23 protein-coding genes are annotated in these 20,882 nt (G+C 56.9%); 10 read left to right on the forward strand and 13 right to left on the reverse strand.

Annotated features, from left to right (window positions below):
• Positions 1 to 6: 6 nt before the first annotated feature.
• The 3 genes from pncA (at position 7) to yajD (ending at position 2,579) form a co-directional block, all read left to right on the forward strand.
• Entirely contained in the window at positions 7 to 648 is a 642-nt protein-coding gene (gene pncA / locus GT756_RS01935; protein WP_080837494.1) for a bifunctional nicotinamidase/pyrazinamidase, read from the forward strand.
• Between the two features lie 169 nt (positions 649 to 817).
• Positions 818 to 2,071, forward strand: a complete 1,254-nt coding sequence (locus GT756_RS01940) for a glycoside hydrolase family 18 protein (RefSeq protein ID WP_032455846.1) — start codon at positions 818 to 820, stop codon at positions 2,069 to 2,071.
• Between the two features lie 163 nt (positions 2,072 to 2,234).
• Complete coding sequence (gene yajD, locus GT756_RS01945; RefSeq protein ID WP_002901254.1) at positions 2,235 to 2,579, forward strand: HNH nuclease YajD; 345 nt, start codon at positions 2,235 to 2,237, stop codon at positions 2,577 to 2,579.
• A gap of 93 nt (positions 2,580 to 2,672) precedes the next feature.
• Here yajD and GT756_RS01950 read toward each other — a convergent pair whose 3' ends face one another.
• Both GT756_RS01950 and msrB read right to left on the reverse strand, forming a co-directional pair.
• Positions 2,673 to 2,951, reverse strand: coding sequence for a YeaC family protein (locus tag GT756_RS01950; protein WP_004203787.1), 279 nt, complete (start codon positions 2,949 to 2,951; stop codon positions 2,673 to 2,675).
• A 43-nt stretch (positions 2,952 to 2,994) separates the two neighbouring features.
• Entirely contained in the window at positions 2,995 to 3,408 is a 414-nt protein-coding gene (gene msrB / locus GT756_RS01955; RefSeq protein ID WP_004203786.1) for a peptide-methionine (R)-S-oxide reductase MsrB, read from the reverse strand.
• 338 nt (positions 3,409 to 3,746) lie between these two features.
• On the opposite strand from msrB, the gene gapA reads away from it, so the two are divergent.
• Both gapA and GT756_RS01965 read left to right on the forward strand, forming a co-directional pair.
• Entirely contained in the window at positions 3,747 to 4,742 is a 996-nt protein-coding gene (gapA, locus tag GT756_RS01960; protein WP_004203784.1) for a glyceraldehyde-3-phosphate dehydrogenase, read from the forward strand.
• Positions 4,743 to 4,816: 74 nt separating this feature from the next.
• On the forward strand, positions 4,817 to 5,701 hold the full coding sequence (locus GT756_RS01965) for a D-hexose-6-phosphate mutarotase (RefSeq protein WP_004203783.1): 885 nt from the start codon (positions 4,817 to 4,819) through the stop codon (positions 5,699 to 5,701).
• Positions 5,702 to 5,761: 60 nt separating this feature from the next.
• Here the strand turns inward: GT756_RS01965 and GT756_RS01970 are convergent, their stop codons facing one another.
• Positions 5,762 to 6,616, reverse strand: coding sequence for an aldo/keto reductase (locus GT756_RS01970; RefSeq protein ID WP_023317989.1), 855 nt, complete (start codon positions 6,614 to 6,616; stop codon positions 5,762 to 5,764).
• Positions 6,617 to 6,707: 91 nt separating this feature from the next.
• Positions 6,708 to 7,454 carry a MipA/OmpV family protein gene (locus GT756_RS01975; protein ID WP_004203780.1) on the reverse strand — a complete coding sequence of 249 codons (747 nt, stop codon included), beginning with the start codon at positions 7,452 to 7,454 and terminating at the stop codon, positions 6,708 to 6,710.
• Between the two features lie 416 nt (positions 7,455 to 7,870).
• Between GT756_RS01975 and yeaG the strand changes: the two genes are divergently transcribed.
• From yeaG to GT756_RS01990, 3 genes are all read left to right on the forward strand, one after another.
• Entirely contained in the window at positions 7,871 to 9,805 is a 1,935-nt protein-coding gene (yeaG, locus tag GT756_RS01980; RefSeq protein ID WP_004203779.1) for a protein kinase YeaG, read from the forward strand.
• Between the two features lie 85 nt (positions 9,806 to 9,890).
• A complete protein-coding gene (locus GT756_RS01985; protein WP_049115129.1) occupies positions 9,891 to 11,174 on the forward strand; it encodes a YeaH/YhbH family protein in 1,284 nt (427 codons plus the stop codon).
• A gap of 251 nt (positions 11,175 to 11,425) precedes the next feature.
• Complete coding sequence (locus GT756_RS01990) at positions 11,426 to 11,908, forward strand: glutathione peroxidase (RefSeq protein WP_004203776.1); 483 nt, start codon at positions 11,426 to 11,428, stop codon at positions 11,906 to 11,908.
• Between the two features lie 147 nt (positions 11,909 to 12,055).
• Here GT756_RS01990 and GT756_RS01995 read toward each other — a convergent pair whose 3' ends face one another.
• Both GT756_RS01995 and GT756_RS02000 read right to left on the reverse strand, forming a co-directional pair.
• Positions 12,056 to 12,496, reverse strand: a complete 441-nt coding sequence (locus tag GT756_RS01995) for a VOC family protein (RefSeq protein WP_004203774.1) — start codon at positions 12,494 to 12,496, stop codon at positions 12,056 to 12,058.
• Positions 12,497 to 12,743: 247 nt separating this feature from the next.
• Complete coding sequence (locus GT756_RS02000) at positions 12,744 to 13,055, reverse strand: hypothetical protein (protein WP_004203773.1); 312 nt, start codon at positions 13,053 to 13,055, stop codon at positions 12,744 to 12,746.
• Positions 13,056 to 13,146: 91 nt separating this feature from the next.
• On the opposite strand from GT756_RS02000, the gene GT756_RS25725 reads away from it, so the two are divergent.
• On the forward strand, positions 13,147 to 13,242 hold the full coding sequence (locus GT756_RS25725) for a hypothetical protein (RefSeq protein WP_226549950.1): 96 nt from the start codon (positions 13,147 to 13,149) through the stop codon (positions 13,240 to 13,242).
• Positions 13,243 to 13,301: 59 nt separating this feature from the next.
• Here GT756_RS25725 and GT756_RS02005 read toward each other — a convergent pair whose 3' ends face one another.
• A complete protein-coding gene (locus GT756_RS02005) occupies positions 13,302 to 14,183 on the reverse strand; it encodes a LysR family transcriptional regulator (RefSeq protein ID WP_017898598.1) in 882 nt (293 codons plus the stop codon).
• 175 nt (positions 14,184 to 14,358) lie between these two features.
• Here GT756_RS02005 and GT756_RS02010 point away from each other — a divergent pair, with 175 nt between their 5' ends.
• Positions 14,359 to 15,549 (forward strand): MFS transporter, encoded by a 1,191-nt coding sequence (locus GT756_RS02010; protein ID WP_017898599.1) that lies wholly within the window; start codon positions 14,359 to 14,361, stop codon positions 15,547 to 15,549.
• On the opposite strand, the gene GT756_RS02015 is transcribed toward GT756_RS02010, so the two are convergent.
• The 6 genes from GT756_RS02015 to GT756_RS02040 form a co-directional block, all read right to left on the reverse strand.
• Positions 15,546 to 16,562, reverse strand: a complete 1,017-nt coding sequence (locus GT756_RS02015) for an acyl-CoA--6-aminopenicillanic acid acyl-transferase (RefSeq protein ID WP_043522477.1) — start codon at positions 16,560 to 16,562, stop codon at positions 15,546 to 15,548. The genes GT756_RS02010 and GT756_RS02015 overlap by 4 nt on opposite strands.
• Positions 16,563 to 16,583: 21 nt before the next feature.
• Positions 16,584 to 17,306 (reverse strand): glutamine ABC transporter ATP-binding protein GlnQ, encoded by a 723-nt coding sequence (gene glnQ / locus GT756_RS02020; RefSeq protein ID WP_048326304.1) that lies wholly within the window; start codon positions 17,304 to 17,306, stop codon positions 16,584 to 16,586.
• Positions 17,307 to 17,308: 2 nt separating this feature from the next.
• On the reverse strand, positions 17,309 to 17,965 hold the full coding sequence (gene glnP, locus GT756_RS02025; RefSeq protein WP_160124536.1) for a glutamine ABC transporter permease GlnP: 657 nt from the start codon (positions 17,963 to 17,965) through the stop codon (positions 17,309 to 17,311).
• A gap of 51 nt (positions 17,966 to 18,016) precedes the next feature.
• Positions 18,017 to 18,769: a glutamine ABC transporter substrate-binding protein GlnH gene (gene glnH, locus GT756_RS02030; RefSeq protein WP_017898602.1), complete on the reverse strand. Its 753-nt coding sequence runs from the start codon at positions 18,767 to 18,769 to the stop codon at positions 18,017 to 18,019.
• Between the two features lie 127 nt (positions 18,770 to 18,896).
• Positions 18,897 to 19,451 carry a carboxymuconolactone decarboxylase family protein gene (locus tag GT756_RS02035; protein ID WP_023317981.1) on the reverse strand — a complete coding sequence of 185 codons (555 nt, stop codon included), beginning with the start codon at positions 19,449 to 19,451 and terminating at the stop codon, positions 18,897 to 18,899.
• A complete protein-coding gene (locus tag GT756_RS02040; RefSeq protein ID WP_135699141.1) occupies positions 19,448 to 20,776 on the reverse strand; it encodes an aspartate aminotransferase family protein in 1,329 nt (442 codons plus the stop codon). The genes GT756_RS02035 and GT756_RS02040 overlap by 4 nt, the downstream gene beginning before the upstream one ends.
• Positions 20,777 to 20,882 lie beyond the last annotated feature (106 nt).

Below are 20,882 nucleotides of genomic sequence, written 5' to 3' on the forward strand. Positions count from 1 at the left end.
GGACGTATGGCACATCGAGCGCTGTTACTGGTTGATTTGCAGAACGACTTCTGCGCCGGCGGCGCGCTGGCGGTTCCCGAAGGCGACAGCACCGTCGAGGTGGCCAACGCGCTTATCGACTGGAGCCTGGCGCGCGGCGAGCCCATCGTCGCCAGTCAGGACTGGCATCCGGCGGATCACGGCAGCTTCGCCAGCCAGCACCAGGTGGAGCCCTACACTGTGGGCGACCTGGAGGGCCTGGCGCAAACTTTCTGGCCGGATCACTGCGTTCAGCACAGCGAAGGCGCGGCGCTGCATCCCCTGCTCAAGCAGCAGGCGATCGCCGCCGTGTTCCACAAAGGGCAAAACCGGGTCATCGACAGCTACAGCGCTTTTTTTGACAACGGTCACCGGCAGAAAACCGAACTGGACGGCTGGCTGCGTGGTCAGGGGATCGTGGAGCTGACCGTTCTCGGCCTCGCCACCGATTACTGCGTCAAGTTCACCGTGCTGGATGCTCTGGCGCTCGGCTACGCGGTCAACGTCATCACCGACGGCTGCCGCGGGGTGAACCTTCAGCCGCAGGACAGCAGCCAGGCGTTTATGGAGATGGCCGCCGCAGGCGCCACGCTCTATACCCTTGATGACTGGCGGGAAACCCACGCCTGATCCTTCACCCGGCGCTTCCGCGCCGGGTCTTCTTCTGCCGCTTCGTTATCGTCCATAAATTGAACTCTCTCGCAGTTTCAACAAGTTATTGCTGGTAGTCTGGCAAGGCTGTTTTTTCGCCACGCCATTTCCGTGGCGCGGTTATTTTTTATGTCAAAGAGGAACCACTATGAAACGTTTGCCCTTGCTGGCAGCCTTGCCCCTGCTTTGCGCTTCCGCGCTCTCTGCCCAACCGCTGATGTCCGTCGGCTATTTCAACGGCGGCGGCGACGTCACTGCCGGGCCGGGCGGGGATATCGACAAGCTGGACGTCCGGCAGATCACCCATCTCAACTACTCGTTTGGCCTTATCTATAACGATGAAAAAGACGAGACCAATGCGGCCCTGAAGGATCCTGACCATCTGCACGAGATCTGGCTGTCGCCAAAGGTGCAGGCGGATCTGCAAAAGCTCCCTGCCCTGCGTAAACAGAACCCGGACCTCAAGGTCCTGCTGTCGGTCGGCGGCTGGGGGGCGCGCGGTTTCTCCGGCGCGGCGGCAAGCAAAGAAACCCGTAAGGTGTTTATTCAGTCTGCGCAGGAAATTGTTGAAAAATATGGTCTGGATGGGATTGACCTCGACTGGGAGTTTCCGGTCAACGGCGCGTGGGGGCTGGTTGCCAGTCAACCGACCGATCGCGATAACTTCACCGCGCTGTTAAAAGAGCTGCGCGCAGCGTTTGGTACGAAGAAACTGGTTACTATTGCCGTGGGCGCCAACGCCGAGAGCCCGAAAAGCTGGGTGGATGTCAAAGCGGTGGCCCCGGTGCTGAACTACATCAACCTGATGACCTACGACATGGCCTACGGCACGCAGTACTTCAACTCGAACCTGTATGACTCCAGCCACTGGCCGACGGTCGCCGCGGCGGATAAATACAGCGCCGATTTTGTGGTCAACAATTACCTGGCCGCCGGGCTTAAACCCAGCCAGATGAACCTCGGGATTGGTTTTTATGGCCGGGTACCGAAACGGGCGGTCGAGCCGGGGATTGACTGGAGTAAAGCGGATGCGCAAAAGAACCCGGTCACCCAGCCCTATTTTGGTCCACAGCAGATCGCGCTGTTTGCCTCGCTGGGCTATGACCTGAGTAAAGACACCTACGTGAAATACAATGATATCGTGGGCAAATTGCTCAACGATCCGCAGAAACGCTTTACCGAGCACTGGGACGATGAGGCGAAAGTCCCGTGGCTGTCGGTGCAGTCCGCGGAGGGCAAGCCGCTGTTCGCCCTCTCCTATGAGAACCCGCGCTCGGTAGCCATCAAGGCGGACTACATCAAGGCGAAGGGCCTCGCCGGGGCGATGTTCTGGGAGTATGGCGCCGATGACCAGAACCAGCTGGCCCGCCAGCTGGCGGAATCCCTGGGGATCAAACACTAATCGCGGCAGTTCCTCCGCCGCATCGTCTCCGCCGGGCGGCGTGACGCAGACAGCATCGCTTGCAATGCAGGTATATCGCGCCGCCCGGGATAGGTTATGATGCCTGTTATCCGCTGCGCCAGGGGCTGGCGCAGCTTAACCGTTTGACAGGAGGCAGGGGGCCATGGCCTATATCCCCAAAAATTACGCACGTCTGGAAGTGGGTTATCGCGAAAAGGCGCTCAAGCTCTTTCCCTGGGTATGCGGACGCTGCTCGCGGGAGTTTGTCTACTCCAATCTGCGCGAGCTGACGGTGCACCATATCGATCACGACCACTCCAATAACCCGGAAGATGGCAGCAACTGGGAGATGTTGTGCCTCTACTGTCACGATCACGAACACTCCAAGTACACCGAAGCCGATCAGTATGGCTCCACGGTGGTGGCCGGCGAAGATGCGCAAAAGAGCGTCGGCGAGGCCACCTACAATCCGTTTGCCGACCTGAAAGCGATGATGAACAAAAAGTAAGCGAAGCGGCTGACCGCCGGGCTCGGTCGTAGACGCTAACCCTTCCGGCGCCGGATCACCCGACGCCGGAACCTCTCCCCGCCGGCCGGCAGTTTATTGCAGCTTCACGGTTGCGATCGGCTTCGGCACGATACCGAAATCTTCCTTCAGCTGCTGTTTGCTCTTCATCACCATCTGCCCGCGAGTATCGATGGTCATATGCTGGGCGTCGGTGTTATACCGGGCCTGCCACAGCATCACCAGCTGCAGGCTATTTTCCTTCTGCTCCGGCGTCAGTGCCACGCCATCCGGCCATTTTCCCAGCTCCACCGCCGTCGCCAGACGCTGATACACTTCCGGGGTCATGCTGTCGATAATTTGCTCAATATCCATCTTCCGCTCATCTCCACCTGGAATAATTTGCTGAATCGTTTCTTCAACCCTTGATCTGCTCGCCGTTCTGCTCATCGGTGAAGCTGAGCGACGCCGAATTCACACAATAGCGCTCGCCGGTCGGCTGCGGGCCATCCGGAAACACGTGACCGAGGTGGGCATCACAATTTCCGCAGCGGATCTCTATGCGCTGCATGCCGTGGGAGCTGTCGTCCAGATAGCGAATGGCCTCTTCGCTTACCGGCTCGTAGAAGCTCGGCCAGCCGCAGCCAGAGTCGTACTTGGTCTGGGAGTTGAACAGCGGCGCATCGCACACCAGGCAGTGATACACGCCATTTTTCTTGTTGTGCAGCAGCCGTCCGGTGAAAGGCGGTTCGGTACCATGATGTTGGGTCACGTAAAACTGCATTTCGCTCAAGCCGTTTTTCAGCTCTTCCGGGGAGGGTTTATTTGCCATGGGCTTACATCTCGCTTTGCAATGGACAACTTTCGCCCCAATTCTAACAAAACATTAACAATGAAGCGTACACTTTTGTTCTAAACTTATCCGGTGCCCACAGGCAGCCAGATAATTGTGACTTAAATCACGTTTTTATCTTAAATGCCCTTTAAAATTCCGCGCGCAGCCCCCATATGGAATTGGGCTCAAAGGGAGAGTGGGGCAAATCAATCGCGCAAAGGTCTGCTCAGGATTGATTTGTCGCAATGATTGACACGATTCCGCTTGACGCTGCGTAAGGTTTTTGTAATTTTACAGGCAACCTTTTATTCACTAACAAATAGCTGGTGGAATATATGACTATCAAAGTAGGTATCAACGGTTTTGGCCGTATCGGTCGCATTGTTTTCCGTGCTGCTCAGAAACGTTCTGACATCGAGATCGTTGCAATCAACGACCTGTTAGACGCAGAGTACATGGCTTACATGCTGAAGTATGACTCCACTCACGGTCGTTTCGACGGCACCGTTGAAGTGAAAGACGGTCATCTGGTCGTTAACGGTAAAAAAATCCGTGTTACCGCTGAACGTGACCCGGCTAACCTGAAGTGGGACGAAGTTGGTGTTGACGTTGTTGCTGAAGCAACCGGTATCTTCCTGACCGACGAAACCGCTCGTAAACACATCACCGCTGGCGCGAAAAAAGTCGTTCTGACTGGCCCGTCCAAAGACAACACCCCGATGTTCGTTCGCGGCGCTAACTTCGACACTTACGCTGGCCAGGACATCGTTTCCAACGCATCCTGCACCACCAACTGCCTGGCGCCGCTGGCTAAAGTCATCAACGACAACTTCGGTATCGTTGAAGGCCTGATGACCACCGTCCACGCTACCACCGCTACCCAGAAAACCGTTGATGGCCCGTCTCACAAAGACTGGCGCGGCGGCCGCGGCGCAGCTCAGAACATCATCCCGTCCTCTACCGGCGCTGCTAAAGCAGTAGGTAAAGTACTGCCAGAACTGAACGGCAAACTGACCGGTATGGCGTTCCGCGTTCCGACTCCGAACGTATCCGTTGTTGACCTGACCGTTCGTCTGGAAAAAGCAGCGTCCTACGAAGAAATCAAGAAAGCTATCAAAGCCGCTTCTGAAGGCGCAATGAAAGGCGTTCTGGGTTACACCGAAGACGACGTTGTTTCTACCGACTTCAACGGCGAAGTTTGCACTTCCGTGTTCGATGCTAAAGCGGGTATCGCACTGAACGACAACTTCGTTAAACTGGTTTCCTGGTACGACAACGAAACTGGCTACTCCAACAAAGTTCTGGATCTGATTGCCCACATCTCCAAATAAGTTGAGATGAAAAAGTAATCTGTAAGAGCGACTTCGGTCGCTCTTTTTTTTGTCTGCAGAGATAGGATTGCACAATGATAAATAAAATTTTTGCTCTCCCGGTGAATGAAACCATTTCGCCCGTTATCTCCCGTCGCCAGCTGGACGACCTGGAGCTGATTGTCATCGACCATCCGCAGGTGAAAGCCTCTGTGGCGCTGCAGGGGGCGCATCTGCTCTCCTGGAAACCCGCCGGTGAAGAAGAAGTCCTGTGGCTGAGCAACAACACCCCGTTTAAACAGGGCGTCGCCCTGCGCGGCGGCGTGCCGATTTGCTGGCCCTGGTTTGGCCCATCGGCGCAGCAGGGCCTGCCGTCGCACGGCTTTGCCCGCAACCTGCCGTGGACCCTGGAAGGCCATGATGAAGACGACGGCGGCGTGATGTTGACCTTTGCGCTGCAGAACAGCGCCGAAACCATGAAGCTGTGGCCGCATGAGTTCACCCTCTATGCCCGCTTCAAGCTGGGCAAGACCTGCGAAATCGAGCTGGAAGCCCACGGCGAATTTGAGACCACCTCTGCCCTGCACAGCTACTTCAACGTCGGCGATATCGCGGCGGTGAAAGTGAGCGGTCTTGGCGAGCGCTATATCGATAAAGTGAAAAATGCCGAAGAAGGCGTTCTGAGCAACGGCGTGCAGACCTTCCCGGATCGTACCGACCGCGTCTATCTCGACGCCGAAGGCTGCAGCGTGATCCACGACGACGCGCTCAGCCGCACTATCGACGTGGTGCATCATCATCAGCACAACGTGGTGGCCTGGAACCCGGGCCCGGCGCTGTCCGTCAGCATGGGCGACATGCCGGACGATGGCTACAAAACCTTCGTGTGCGTCGAAACCTGCTGCGTGACCCAGCCGCAGAAAGCCAGTGAAGAGACCCCGTCTCGCCTGGCGCAAACCATCAGCGTGAAAAAACGCTAAGCGCAAAAAGCCCCGTTTATCACGGGGCTTTTTCTCTTCTCCACCAGGATGCGCTGTGGGTTAAACCATATCCAACCGGGTTTTCCGCGGCGGCGGTGGATAGAGGCGGTCCAGCTGCGCAAGCTCTTGCGGGCTGAGAACGAGATCAAGCGCGGCGGCATTCTGCACCACATGTTCAATACTGGCCGCTTTCGGGATCGCCAGCATTCCCGGATGACGAATCACCCAGGCCAGCAGCAGCTGCGCCACCGTCACGCCCCGCTCGTTAGCCATTTTGATGATATCGGTATGCTGAAAAAGTCCATCGCGTAAGCGCCCCGCCTGCGCCAGCGGACAATAGGCCATCACCGGCAGGGTGTGCTGCTGGCACCAGGGCAGGAGATCGTATTCAATGCCCCGCGACGCGAGATGATAGAGCACCTGATTGGTGGCGCAGCGTTCGCCACCCGCCGTGCGCCACAGCGCCTGCATATCGTCGGTGTCCAGATTGGAGACGCCCCAGCGGCGGATTTTACCCTCGGCCACCAGCCTTTCCATCGCCTCGACCGTCTCCTCTAGCGGGATATCGCCCCGCCAGTGCAGGAGATACATATCCAGATAGTCGGTCTGCAGCCGGCGCAGACTGTTTTCACAGGCGCGGCGCATCGCCGCGCCGCCGGCGTGCCAGGGATAGACTTTGGAGACCAGCACCACCCGGTCGCGCAGGCCGCGGACCGCCTGGCCCACCACCTCCTCCGCCCCGCCGTCGGCATACATCTCAGCGGTATCGATTACCGTCAGGCCATGGTCGATGCCCGCGCGCAGTGCAGCCACCTCCTGCTGACGCTGCGCCGCGTTCTCGCCCATATACCAGGTCCCCAGCCCGATGGCCGGAACTGCCGCCTGCTCGCCAAAGCATACTGTTTTTTTCACCATCGTCTCCTACTTAGCGCCCTGCACCACCATAAAGCAAAACAGGGCACGAAGCCCTGTTTTGATGCATAAAGCGCACTGTAATAATGCACAATCAGAAGGTGTAAGTGATCCCGGTTGAGATCAGACCGCTCCAGGATTTGTCCACCATCGGGCTATCGGTAATTTCATCCGACAGACGGGTGTAGCGCGCAATACCGTATACGCTCCAGTCGCCGAGGAAGCGATAGTTGGCCGACAGCTCCAGATACGGGTTCCAGCTGCTGTCCGGATCGTAGCTGCGCATGCCGCTACGACGGGACTCGTGCTGCGAGACGCCATAATAGTATTCGTTCTGATTGTCGCTGTTCCACTCCACGCCGATGCCCGGTGTCAGCGTCAGGTTCCCGTTGGTGTAGCGGTACAGCCAGGCGAGATCCCAGTTGATGCCGTTGCTGTTATCCAGCGTATCGCCGGCAATCGTCGTGCGCAGGAAACCATAGGGCGTGTTGTGGACATAAGAAAGACCGGCCATCACGGTTGATTTACGTTTATCCAGGCGACGCATTTGTTCGCTATCGCTGTCGCCCGGCTTGAAGTACATCGGCGACCAGTAAGCCGTTATCGACAGCTTATCATTGGTGTCATTCCACAGGTAGTAACCCCCACCCAGACCGTGGAACCAGAAGTTATCGCTCTCATAACTAATGACCGGCACCGGATAAACATCCGCATCATACTGCTTGTACGGATGCTCAACGATGCCGACGCCAGCGCCAAGCGTGAACTTCCCATCGGCATGCGCCGCGCTGGCGGAGGTCGCAATCAGCACGCCGAGTGCCAGAAGTTTGATTTTAGTCACAATCCATATTCCCGTTGTCAAATAATCAGCCCGTGCAGTTTACCGTCGTAGGTCTCATGCCTCAAATTCTTTACCCGATATGACACAAATCGTTCACTTTCCCACCCTTCTCTTACCATCTGGTGACAGCCCGATGACAGCTTCACGTCCCGGCGAAGCAAAAAGCGTCTTTTTCAGGATGAGTTATTGATATGTCATTGAAATTGATTTTCTGCGTCATGCAAGATTTCTAAATGCATCTACGCTTAAATTTAGAAGGTGTAATTGCAGGGCACATTCACGCTACCCCACCCGCAACCTGGCATAAGGGTTGCTGGATACCAGGAGAGCGATGTTCAGCTTATGTCTTCCGGGGGCCCCCACTATTCATATGAACGGCTCTCAACCTGTGCTAAAAAACGAAAGGACGGCATGCCATGAATATATTCGATCACTATCGCCAGCGCTATGAAGCTGCCAAGGACGAAGAGTTCACACTGCAGGAGTTTCTTACCATCTGCCGGCAAGATCGCAGTGCCTATGCCAATGCGGCAGAACGTCTGTTGATGGCCATTGGTGAACCCGTCATGGTTGATACGGCTCTCGAGCCGCGGCTATCCCGTCTCTTTTCAAACCGGGTTATCGCACGCTATCCGGCGTTTGAAGAGTTTTACGGTATGGAAGACGCCATTGAGCAGATCGTTTCCTACCTCAAGCATGCCGCCCAGGGGCTGGAAGAGAAGAAACAGATCCTCTATCTGCTGGGACCGGTGGGCGGGGGTAAATCATCGCTGGCTGAACGGCTGAAAGCCCTGATGCAGCGCGTGCCTATCTATGTGCTGAGCGCCAACGGCGAGCGCAGCCCGGTTAACGATCACCCGCTGTGCCTGTTCAATCCGCAGGAGGATGCGCAGATCCTTCAGAAAGAGTATGGCGTCCCTACCCGCTATCTCGGCACTATTATGTCGCCATGGGCGGCCAAACGCCTGCATGAGTTTGGCGGCGATATCACGAAATTCCGCGTGGTCAAAGTCTGGCCATCGATTCTCGAACAGGTCGCCATCGCCAAAACCGAACCGGGCGATGAAAACAACCAGGATATTTCGGCGCTGGTGGGTAAAGTGGATATCCGCAAGCTGGAACACTATGCGCAGAACGACCCGGACGCCTACGGCTACTCCGGTGCGCTGTGCCGCGCCAACCAGGGGATCATGGAGTTCGTCGAGATGTTTAAAGCGCCGATCAAGGTGCTGCATCCGCTGCTGACCGCGACTCAGGAAGGTAACTACAACGGGACCGAAGGGATCTCCGCCCTGCCGTTTAACGGGATCATCCTTGCCCACTCAAACGAATCGGAATGGGTGACCTTCCGTAATAACAAAAACAATGAGGCCTTCCTCGACCGCGTCTATATCGTCAAAGTGCCTTATTGCCTGCGGATCTCCGAAGAGATCCGTATCTATGAAAAACTGCTCAACAGCAGCGAGTTGACTCATGCGCCATGCGCCCCGGGCACTCTGGAAACGCTGGCGCGCTTCTCGATTCTGTCGCGCCTGAAAGAGCCGGAAAACTCGAGTATCTACTCGAAAATGCGGGTCTATGACGGCGAGAGCCTGAAAGATACCGACCCGAAAGCGAAATCCTATCAGGAGTATCGCGACTACGCCGGGGTGGATGAAGGGATGAACGGGCTCTCCACCCGCTTTGCCTTTAAGATCCTCTCAAGGGTGTTTAACTTCGACCATGTTGAAGTGGCGGCCAACCCGGTGCATCTGTTCTATGTCCTGGAGCAGCAGATTGAGCGCGAACAGTTCCCGCAGGAGCAGGCCGAGCGCTATCTGGAGTTCCTCAAAGGCTATCTGATCCCGAAATACGCCGAGTTTATCGGCAAAGAGATCCAGACCGCCTATCTGGAATCCTACTCCGAGTATGGGCAGAACATTTTCGATCGCTATGTCACCTACGCTGACTTCTGGATCCAGGATCAGGAATACCGCGATCCGGACACCGGCCAGCTGTTTGACCGTGAATCATTGAATGCCGAGCTGGAGAAAATTGAGAAGCCGGCCGGGATCAGCAACCCGAAAGACTTCCGTAATGAAATCGTCAACTTTGTGCTGCGCGCCAGAGCCAACAACAGCGGACGTAATCCGAACTGGACCAGCTATGAGAAACTGCGCACGGTTATTGAGAAGAAAATGTTCTCCAATACCGAAGAGCTGTTGCCGGTCATTTCGTTTAACGCCAAAACCTCAACCGATGAGCAGAAAAAACACGACGACTTTGTCGACCGCATGATGGAGAAAGGCTACACCCGCAAACAGGTTCGCCTGCTGTGCGAGTGGTACCTGCGGGTTCGTAAATCGTCCTGATGCGTCCAGCCCGGCGGTGCGCCGCCGGGTCAACTGCAGCTGAATGATGATAAGTAAAGTTGGCTAATGCAGTACAGGAGGGCATATGACCTGGTTCATAGACCGACGCCTGAACGGGAAAAACAAAAGCGCCGTCAATCGTCAGCGCTTTTTGCGCCGTTATAAGGCGCAGATTAAACAATCAATCTCCGAGGCCATCAACAAGCGCTCGGTGACCGATATTGAGAGCGGAGAATCCGTCTCGATCCCGACGGACGATATCAACGAGCCGATGTTTCATCAGGGTCGCGGCGGACTACGCAACCGCGTCCACCCGGGTAATGACCATTTCGTGCAAAACGATCGGATCGAACGCCCGCAAGGGGGCGGCGGCGGCGGTGGCAGCGGTCAGGGGCAAGCCAGCGCCGATGGCGAAGGGAAGGATGAGTTTGTCTTCCAGATTTCAAAAGATGAGTACCTGGATCTGCTGTTTGAAGATCTCGCCCTGCCGAACCTGAAGAAAAATCAGCACCGGCAGCTAAACGAGTTTAAAACCCATCGCGCGGGTTTTACCTCTAACGGGGTGCCGGCCAACATCAGCGTGGTGCGTTCGCTGCAGAACTCGCTGGCCCGTCGGACTGCGATGACCGCCGGCAAGCGCCGTGAACTGCGCGCTCTGGAGGAGGATCTGGAGACCATTAGCCGCAGCGAGCCGGTGCAGCTGCTGGAGGAGGAGCGCCTGCGCAAAGAGATTGCCGAGCTGCGGGCTAAAATTGAACGGGTGCCGTTTATCGACACCTTTGACTTACGCTACAAAAATTACGAAAAACGGCCGGAGCCCTCCAGCCAGGCGGTAATGTTCTGCCTGATGGACGTCTCAGGCTCGATGGACCAGGCCACCAAAGACATGGCCAAGCGCTTTTATATCCTGCTGTATCTGTTCCTCAGCCGGACCTATAAAAACGTCGATGTGGTCTATATCCGCCACCATACCCAGGCGAAAGAGGTGGATGAACACGAATTCTTCTATTCTCAGGAAACCGGCGGCACCATCGTTTCCAGCGCCCTCAAGCTGATGGATGAGGTGGTGCAGGCGCGTTATGACCCGGCGCAGTGGAACATCTACGCCGCCCAGGCGTCGGATGGCGACAACTGGGCCGATGACTCCCCACTGTGCCACGAACTGCTGGCGAAGAAAATTCTGCCGGTGGTGCGTTATTACAGCTATATCGAAATTACCCGCCGGGCGCACCAGACCCTGTGGCGCGAGTATGAACACCTGCAGGCGACCTTTGATAATTTCGCCATGCAGCATATTCGCGACCAGGAGGATATCTACCCGGTATTCCGCGAACTGTTTCACAAGCAGTCCTCTAAAAGTGAAGCGTAGTTAAATAAAATCAGCCAGTTAGTGTCACCTGCTGGCTGATTTATTTTTTAAATGCTTTTATTTCTCTATTAATCAATACGCCCATTTTTTGTGCAGAATAGATGCAGCTGCCTCATCGCAAAATGCTTCTTTCCCCCATGTTGTACATTCCAGGTACAAATCCCTAACCCTGTGTATTATAACTGCCTAATCTGCTTCAAACATTCACGCGATCGTCAGCGTTGCACTGTTTCCACTCTCAGGAGCCTGCTATGACCCCTTTTTATCAATTGACCGCCACCCGCCTGCGCGGCCAACCTCTCTCCATGGCTGACTATGCTGGCAAGGTGGTTCTGGTGGTGAATACGGCCAGCCATTGTGGCTTCACGTCACAGTATGCTGGCCTGGAAGCGCTCTACAAAAAGTACGCGGCTCAGGGGCTGGTGGTGCTTGGTTTTCCGTGCAACCAGTTTGGCAAGCAGGAACCCGGCGGTGCGGATGAAATCGAGCAGACCTGTCACGTTAACTACGGCGTGAGCTTCCCGATGTTTGCGAAAGTGGACGTCAACGGCCCCGCTGCACACCCGCTGTTTCGTTATTTGAAACAAGCGTTGCCCGGCGTGCTCGGCGGACGGATCAAGTGGAATTTCACCAAGTTCCTCATCGGTCGCGACGGCACACCCCTCACGCGTTTTGCGCCGTTCACGACACCGGAGAAAATGGAGGCTTCCATTGTTGCCGCCCTCAAGCGCTGAGTGTGCAGTCATTCCACGTTCACCCAACGGTGGCTGTCTGCCCATACAAGATAGATGTTGGTTCCTGGCCTGTAGCCGACCGCGCCAGCTGTCGCCGGAACGCCCTATTTCACGTCAGGGGCTGTAAACGCGCAAAACCGTAAGATGCTATATGCGAAGCGCCTGTTTCTGGTTGACGAACTTATCAGTTGCGGGAGAATAATGCTGACAAACGCATGCCAGCTTATTCCCGTCAGGATCGCGCAGGTAGGCCACATAAAAGTCGGGGCCATAGGCGGGGCGTGTGCCCGGTGCGCCTTCATTTTGCCCTCCTGCAAGAAGGCCTGCGGCATGGAACTGTCTGACAATCTCTGCGTTATCAGCCTGGAATGCAAACATTGTCCCGTTTCCCGCCGTTGCGGAATGTCCGTCAAAAGGAGGGCAAATACAAAAGCTGAACGCCTTATCCGGATTATTTTTATCTCCCCACATTGCCCAGCTGTCTGTCCAGGCAGGCAGACGTGAGTAGCCAAGAACATTAAAAATAGCGTCATAAAAATCTACTGAGCGCTGAAAATCATTGGTACCTATCGTGATATAAGCCAGCATCTTATGACATCCTCTTTGCCGTTTCCCAGAACAGGCAGGATACCTCTTAACGTAACAATAAACGATTTCCTCTGATGCGCCTGACGCCGTTTTGCCGTCTGAGCATTGGCGGTTTCGACATAGCCCGACCTGTTAAACGCTGGCGCAGTTGACCGGTCCAGGGTTAATTAACCGGTGACGTCAGTCGATCTCACGCGGCCAGCAACCGTCTGTTGCTGGCCGATCTTCCACCTGCCCGGTCATCAGTCTACAGCGGCGACACGGCCTCAACTTCATGCTGAAACACGTAGGGGTCGGAGAGGAGTTCGAATACTTCATCGTCCGGATAGGTGACCGCGACGTGATAGTCTTCGCCTGCGAAGGCTTTGACCGCCGCGAGATCCTGCCAGTAGGTGGCGAGAAAGAAATGCGCCCATTCGCCCTGGTTTTCCCGGCGCACCAGGGCGCCTCTGTTGCCGGCGATGCTCTGAGCGTGTTCTACGCCGGTCCGCTCGAGGTGGCGGGCAAACCCCTCAGCATGCTGCAATGGCACACAGCCGTGCCAGGTCCTGACAATCATTTGCGTTCTCCTGTGGTGATAAACGTCTCACCCTAACATCGACAGGCATTTCTGGGGGAGCGCGACAATGCGGCGCTGGCCACAACACTAAATTATTTTGCCGGACGGGGATATCCTCTCACTCTGCACGATTTTCGACTGCGGAGCAGCATTGGGCCGAATATTGCGCGGCGAGTATCGCTGTTAGCTGGCGCGGAAAAAATCGTGGCTCGTCAGCCTCGGGCAGTCGTATCGCTACACGCCCCTTCAGGGCATCGCCAGCCGATCTTGATGGGCCGCAAAGAGGGTGATGAGATGGTCGGCGATAACCCGCACGCGTCTGGACCCGGCCAGGTCGGAATGCATCACCAGCCAGAGAGTCTGATCCGCGCCGATCTCCGGCTGCAGGCACTGCAGGCCGCTGGCCCGTGCCATAAAGTGCGGCAGAACGCCCAGTCCGAGGCCCGCGGATACCGCGGAAACCTGGGCCACGAGCGTATTGGCTTCGACTTTACACGGCCGCCCTCTCAGGGTGCGCGCGATCCATTGGGCGGCCGGCAGGTGCTGGTGAGTTTCCGGCCACCCCACAAAGTCCGCCTCGCTCAGCGACAGGCCGTCCGCACCGGCCAGATAGCCGGCGGCGCCATAGACGCCAAACCCCACCGTCCCCAGTCGCTTTAACGTCAAATGCCCGGCCTCAGGCTTGACCATGCGGATCGCCAGATCGGCATCCCGACGGTGCAGGTTCACCGGCTGCACGCCGCTCAGCACCTCCACCCGCAGCTCGGGATAATGGTCCAGGAGCCCTTTCAGGGAGGGCAGAATAAAATGCGTGGCCAGGTTATCCGAGGTGGCCAGGCGGACAACCCCGGCGACATGCCCCTGCAGTTGCGCCGCTTCGCCAAACGCCAGGCCTGCGTATTCCAGCGCCTCGGCCCGCGCGAGCAGGGCTTCGCCATCATCGGTCAGGCGATAGCCGCTCTGATGGCGGCTGAAGAGCGGAACGTTCAACGCCTGCTCCAGCCGATCCAGCCGGCGGGAGACCGTGGCTATCCCCATGTTCATCTTGTCGGCGGCGCCGCTCAGCGTTCCCGCCCGGGCGATGGCGAGGAATATGCGCGCATCATCCCAGTTAAATTCTGCGGTCATCTGTTTTCCATTTATGGAAAACGACTCTCCGTTTTCCGCTATTTTTTATCAGTTTCGCAGGGATGATACTGCACGCCACTCGCGGAGACAACCAGGCCATCCGGTCGCCTGCTCTCTCCTCACCTGAACGTCCGTGTACCGCGCGGAACGCTCCTTTCCTAAGGATACGCCTGATATGAAAGAGATTGCTTTACCCCTCCACCCGGCGCCGGCGCGCGTCTGGATAGCCGTCGTTGCACTCGGGATCTGCGCCTTTTCAATCGTCACCAGCGAACTGGCGCCGGTGGGCATGCTCAGCGCCCTGGCGGCGGATTTTCACCAGACTGAATCTGGCATGGGTCTCGCCGTCACCGCCTATGGCTGGGTGGGCGCCCTGGCGGCTCTGCTTTCCGGCGCAATGCCGGCGCGTATTTCCCGCAAGGCGCTGCTGGTCGGGCTGATGCTGATCCTCGCGCTTTCCTGCCTCGCCGCAACCCGGTCTTATTCGATGTTCGCCCTGATGAGCGCCCGCATGATTGGTGCCCTGGCGCATGGCGCCTTCTGGGCCTTAATTGGCATCGTCGCCGCGCAGATGGTGCCGCCGCACCGGCTGGGGCTGGCCACGGCGATCATTTTTGGCGGCGTGTCGGCGGCAAGCGTAGTGGGGGTGCCGCTGGCGAGCTTTATCGCCACCCTGGCGGGCTGGCGATACGCGTTTATGGCGATGGCCTTGCTGTCACTGGCCGCCGCTGCGGTGCTGTGCTCGACGCTGCCCGCGCTGGCCGCCCCAGCCCCCGTCAGGCTGCGCGTTTATCGTGATATTTTCCGCAATCCGCTGCTCGGTGGCCTGTATGGCGCCACGGCATGCATCATTACCGCTCACTTTGCCGCCTTCACCTACATTGAACCGCTGCTGATAAATCTGCAGGGAGTCCCGACGACCGCCCTTTCCGGCCTGCTGCTGCTGTCAGGGGTTTCCGGGCTGCTGGGTAACGTTATCGCGGGGAAGCTCATCGATCGTCATCTGAAGGGGCTGATTTTCGCTGCGCTGCTGCTGAGCGGGGGCGCGCTGGCGATCCTTGGCTCCGCCCGTTTTGCGCCACTGCCATTCTGTTTTAGCGGGCTACTGTTAGCCCTGTGGGGCGCCGGCATCGCGATTGTGTTCGTCGGCTTACAGACCTGGCTACTGCGCAGCGCGGGCGCGGTCGCCCAGCCAGCGTCAGCCATTTACGTGGCCATTTTTAATGCCGCCATCGGCACCGGGGCACTTGTCGGCGGCCAGCTGATCGCCTCAGCTGGCCTGTCGGGAATGGTGTGGCTGGCGGCGGGGACCATGGTGGGCAGTACGCTGCTGATCGCTCTGCTGAAAGCGCCCTCGGGCCGCTAAACGCTGCCCTGTAAAACCGCGTTTTCACGGTCCAGCGTGAAGACCTGCCACACGACGCGGGTCGCGCTCAAGGTAAAAATGGCCGTCGCCAGCGTATTTTCCTCATCAGGATCGTCGGGAGAAAGCCGGTAAATCGGTAACAACGGATCCTGCTGGTCGGAGAGCATCGCTTTCGCTGTCACGCCATCCAGCGGCGGGTTCGTCGCCAGCCACGCGTCCAGGCGCCGCTGGCGCGAGCCGGAGCTGCCGGTCACGATCTGTTCAATAGCCGCAAGCTGGGGATGGATCAGATGGTTGGCATGCCCGCTGGTGGCGGACAACGCGAGCACCGAGCTGCCGGAGCCGGTGGCTTCCACGCTAAACAGACGGCTATCGCCCATCTGGCCCAGGGTGTGGTGAAACGCGCCCGCGCGAGGCGTGGCGCTCAGCAGAGTGACGGCTTCCTCTAAGGTGGTGGCGTTCAGCGAGGCGCGGGCCAGAATCTGGCGCGGCATCCCGTCCGGACGATGCACGGCGCGAATATTGTTGACCGTATTGACTATCCCCTTCTCATTCACTGCGAAGGTATGTCCGCACAGGGAGCCGGGATAGGCGAAGCTGGTAAAGGCGAGGCCCACGTCCGGGGTTATGCTGACGATGGCGCAGTCTTCACGCAGCTGCGGGAAGCCGTCTTCATTGTGCGCAATGATCAACTCGCCCTCTGCGCTTCTCCCCGCCAGGGTGGTGCAGCCATCCGACGTCGAACGCACCAGATCGCCGCGACAGTTCCAGGCGAACACCTCATCCACCGGCGCCTGCAGCCCCTCCGCCATGCCCTCCAGCTCCTGCCAGATCAGCGGGAACTGAGCCTGCACGGCTGCGCGCATGCGCTGGGTCTGTTCCGTCGTTTTCAGGGCGGCCACCGTTTGCCACAGCGCCGTTTGCCTGATTTTTGTCTGCCAGGCCTCACGACCAAACGCGCCAAGCTGCTGACCGACCGCAAAAGCGGAACCTCGGATTGCGATTGTTTTCATATTGTCATTATTCACTTATGTTCAGGATACGTGTTGCAAAAACTCTTGCAGACGCGGATTGCTGCTGGCCGTGAGCAGCGCCTCAGGTGAACCATCTTCGGCAATAGTGCCGCCATCAATAAAAATCAACCGGGAAGCCACCTCTCTGGCAAAGCCAATCTCATGGGTCACAATCACCATCGTCATGCCCTCGTCGGCCAGCGAGCGCATGACCTTTAAGACCTCATGCCGCAGTTCAGGATCGAGGGCGGATGTTGGCTCATCAAATAACATCATTTTGGGTTTCACCGCCAGGGCGCGAGCTATCGCCACACGCTGCTGCTGACCGCCCGAGAGCTCGGCAGGATAGTGGTTAGCGCGTTCACGCAGCCCCACGCGATCCAGCAACGCCAGCGCCTGCTCCCGCGCTGTGGCCTTGCTCTGCTTGCGCACGCGAAGCGGACCGAACATGACATTCTCCAGGGCGGTCAGATGCGGGAACAAATGAAACTGTTGAAACACCATACCGGCTTCGCGGCGAATATCACACTCATTCGCGTGCGGATCCGTAATATGCATGCCCGCCACCAGCAGCGTGCCGGAGGAGATCTCTTCCAGCTTGTTAATACAACGCAGCAGGGTCGATTTTCCCGAGCCGGAAGGACCGATGATCACCACCACCTCGCCCGCTTCAATCTTTAAATTGATATCGTGCAGCACCTGAGTGGCGCCGAAGTTTTTCGCCACCGCGCTAAATTCAACCATGCTCATAAAATATGGATCCTTTTCTCAACTTGTTTTAGCAGGAAGCTCCGGCACAATGTCAAAAACAGATAAATCATCGCCACCGCCGTCCACACCTCCAGCGCCCGAAAGTTGCCGGCAATAATCTCTTGTCCCTGACGGGTTAATTCTGCCACGCCAATCACAATAAACAGCGACGTATCTTTAATACTGATAATCCATTGATTGCCTAATGCCGGGATCATCCGCCGAAAAGCCAGCGGCATAATGACATGCCACAGGGTGCTGCGCGGCGATAATCCCATCGCGAGGCTGGCTTCTTTAAATCCTTTATTGATCGACAGAATCGCGCCCCGGGTGATCTCCGCTATATAAGCCCCGGAGTTAATCACAATGGTGATAATGGCGGCAGGAACCGGGTCAATACGCACCGGCAACACCATCGGCAGGGCGAAGTAAATAAACATCACCTGCACCATAATTGGCGTCCCGCGGATTAATTCCACAAACACCAGCGATACCGTTTTGGATATTGTCCCACCTAATGCGCGGCAGGTCCCAGCCAGCAAACCAATGATTAATCCACCTAACAAACCTGATAACGAAATAATTAGCGTCAGCTGCAAGCCTTGCATCAGCAGCGGCAATGCATCCCAAATATAGCGACTGTCAAAATTCATGCTTCTACCCGTAAAGAAAATATGAGGTCGGATCGCTCCGACCTGGCAGAGTTATTTCGGCTGTTTAGCAAACCACTTTACGTAAATCTTGTCGTAGGTACCATCGGCGCGCAGGGCCTGCAGGGCCTGGTTGACTTTTGGCGTCAGGCTGCTGTTTTTCTGCATCGCAAAGCCATACTGCTGTGGCAGAATGCTGTCCGTCTCACCAGTGGATTTGACCTTGCCATTACCCGCCGTCTTCACGTAGTAAAGGACATTCGGCGAATCATGAACGACGGCATCGAGATTACCGGCCTGCAGGTCAAGGTAAGCGTTATCGATATTCGGGAACTCGATGTAATTCGCTTTATATTTGCTTTTCATAAAGCTGGCTGCCGCCGTCCCCTGCTTAAGGCCGACTTTTTTCCCGGTCAAATCACTGAATTTAACAATGGAATTGTCGGTACTTTTCACGGCTATTAACAGGTCAGCATTATAATATCCTTCACTGAAGTCCACGACCTGCTTGCGCGCATCGGTAATCGTTATTCCCGCCATCGCCACGTCCAGATTACGCGACTGCAGACCGGGGATCAGGCCACCGAAATCCATCGGCCTTAATTCGTAGCTGATATGCATTTTCTTCGCAATCGCGTCCCACAGATCGATATCAAAGCCGACATATTTATCGCCTTGTTTAAATTCAAATGGAACAAAGGCAGTATCGACACCCACCGTTATTTTATCTTCTGCTGCTGTAACAAAACTGGCTGAACAAATAACTAATGCCAGCGTCAGCTTTAATTTCTTAAATAATCCACTCATAATTACCCTCAGCGTCAGTGAAATAGCCTACAACGAACGTCACCCTGCGAAATATCTCGCCGGAAGAACCAATAACAAGAGCTGATATACCGGGCGCAGTTTTATGCGCCCGAATAAAAACGATAACTTATGCAGAAAACAGAGAGTCAGAGGTAGCCGGTGCTGGCGTCTGGGCGCTGTTCATCACCATGGAGAGAAAACTGTAATAACCGTTTATTCCAATCAGATCCACCACGCCCTTCTCGCCCCATAACTCAATGGCTTGCTGCCAGGTCTCATCGCTGACCTTTTGCTGTTGATGCAGCTGCTGACAGAAGTCATAGACCGTCTGCTCATCGGGCCGGAGATCCACGGGCCGGCGCCTTTCCTTAATCGCCTGCACCGCCGCGGCAGCGATCCCTTTCTCGCGTGCTATCGGCGCATGGATCGCCCACTCAACCGGCTGCGACCAGTGCCGCGCGGTCAGCAAAATCGCCAGTTCAGAAAGACGCTGGCCCAGCGCGCTGCGATAGCGCAGGTACTCCCCCATACGCTGGGCATGGGCCATCAGCTCGGGGCTACGCAGCAGCGGTTCAAAGGGCGGCAGCAAGGCGCCGCGCGGTCCGTTGATAATCTCTTCCGCTAACTGACGCTGCTGAACGTCCCATTCCTGTTCCGCCAGGGGCGGTAAACGATTGCTCATAATTTCCCCGTCTCTTCGCGGATCACGCAGTTCAGGGTATCGACCACAAAATCGAGCTGCGTCGGGGTGATGATAAACGGCGGTGCAATCAGAATGTGGTCGCCAGACTGGCCATCGATGGTGCCGCCCATGGGATAGACCATCAGTCCACGCGCCATGCAGTTTGCTTTGATCGCAGCGTGCAGCTTCAGGGAGGGATCGAACGGCGTTTTGTCGTCTTTATCACGCACCAGCTCGACTCCCGCAAACAGGCCGCGTCCGCGCGTATCACCGACATGCGGTAACTCCCCCAGCACCTCGCGCAGCGCCATGTGCAGATAGGCGCCCTGCTGTTTGACGGCGTCCAGCAAATTATCGCGCGCGATCACTTGCTGCACCGCCAGGGCTGCCGACGCGGCAGTGGCATGACAAATGTAAGTGTGACCATGCTGGAACAACCCACTGCCCGCCTTCAGCGCGGAGACGATAGTCTCACTCGCCAGCACCGCCCCAATCGGCTGATAGCCTCCGCCGAGTCCTTTGGCGATGGTCACTAAATCGGGCACCACGTCATCCTGTTCAAACGCATGCAGCGTCCCGGTCCGCCCCATACCGCACATCACCTCATCCGCGATGTACAGGATGCCGTATTTGTCGCACAGGCGGCGGACCCCTTGCAGATAGCCCGGCGTCGGCGGCGTGGCTCCCATCGTCGCCCCCACCACGGTTTCGGCACAGAAACCGATGATCGTTTCCGGGCCGGCCTCAAGGATGGCTTGCTCCAGCTCATTAAGCAGGCGCTCGGTATATTGCTGTTGTGTCTCGTCAGCCCGGCGATCGCGGTACTCATTGCAGGCGGAGACGCGGATAACATCCATTAATAAGGGAGCAAACTGACGACGGCGCCATTCATTCCCCCCCACCGCCAGCGCGCCCAGCGTATTGCCGTGATAGCTCTGTTTACGGGCGATAAAGCGGGTGCGCGATGGCTGGCCGATCTCCACAAAGTACTGCCGCGCCATCTTCAGCGCCGTCTCTACCGCCTCAGAACCGCCCGAGACAAAGTAGGCGTAGTTAAGCTCGCCGGGCGCCGTGCGGGTGAGATGTTCGGCAAGCTGCTCGACGGCATCGCTGGTGAAAAAGCTGGTATGCGCATAGGCCAGCCGATCGATCTGGCGGTGCATCGCCGCCAGCACATCAGGATGCGCGTGTCCGAGGCAGGAAACCGCCGCCCCGCCGCAGGCATCAAGATACGGTTTTCCTTGGGCATCAAAGATATAGGCCCCTTGCGCACGTGAAGCCACCATCGGCGTGCTACGCAGGCTGCGGTGAATGACATGACTCATACTGGGTTCTGCTCCTGAATCCGCTACATGAATTGAGCGTATCTTGCAGGATCCATTTGGATCACGTCAACGAATTAAAGATATAAATGCATCCGTTATTCTTATA

The organism is Klebsiella sp. Q2 (assembly GCF_009900705.1).
GTDB classification, from domain to species: domain Bacteria; phylum Pseudomonadota; class Gammaproteobacteria; order Enterobacterales; family Enterobacteriaceae; genus Klebsiella; species Klebsiella quasipneumoniae.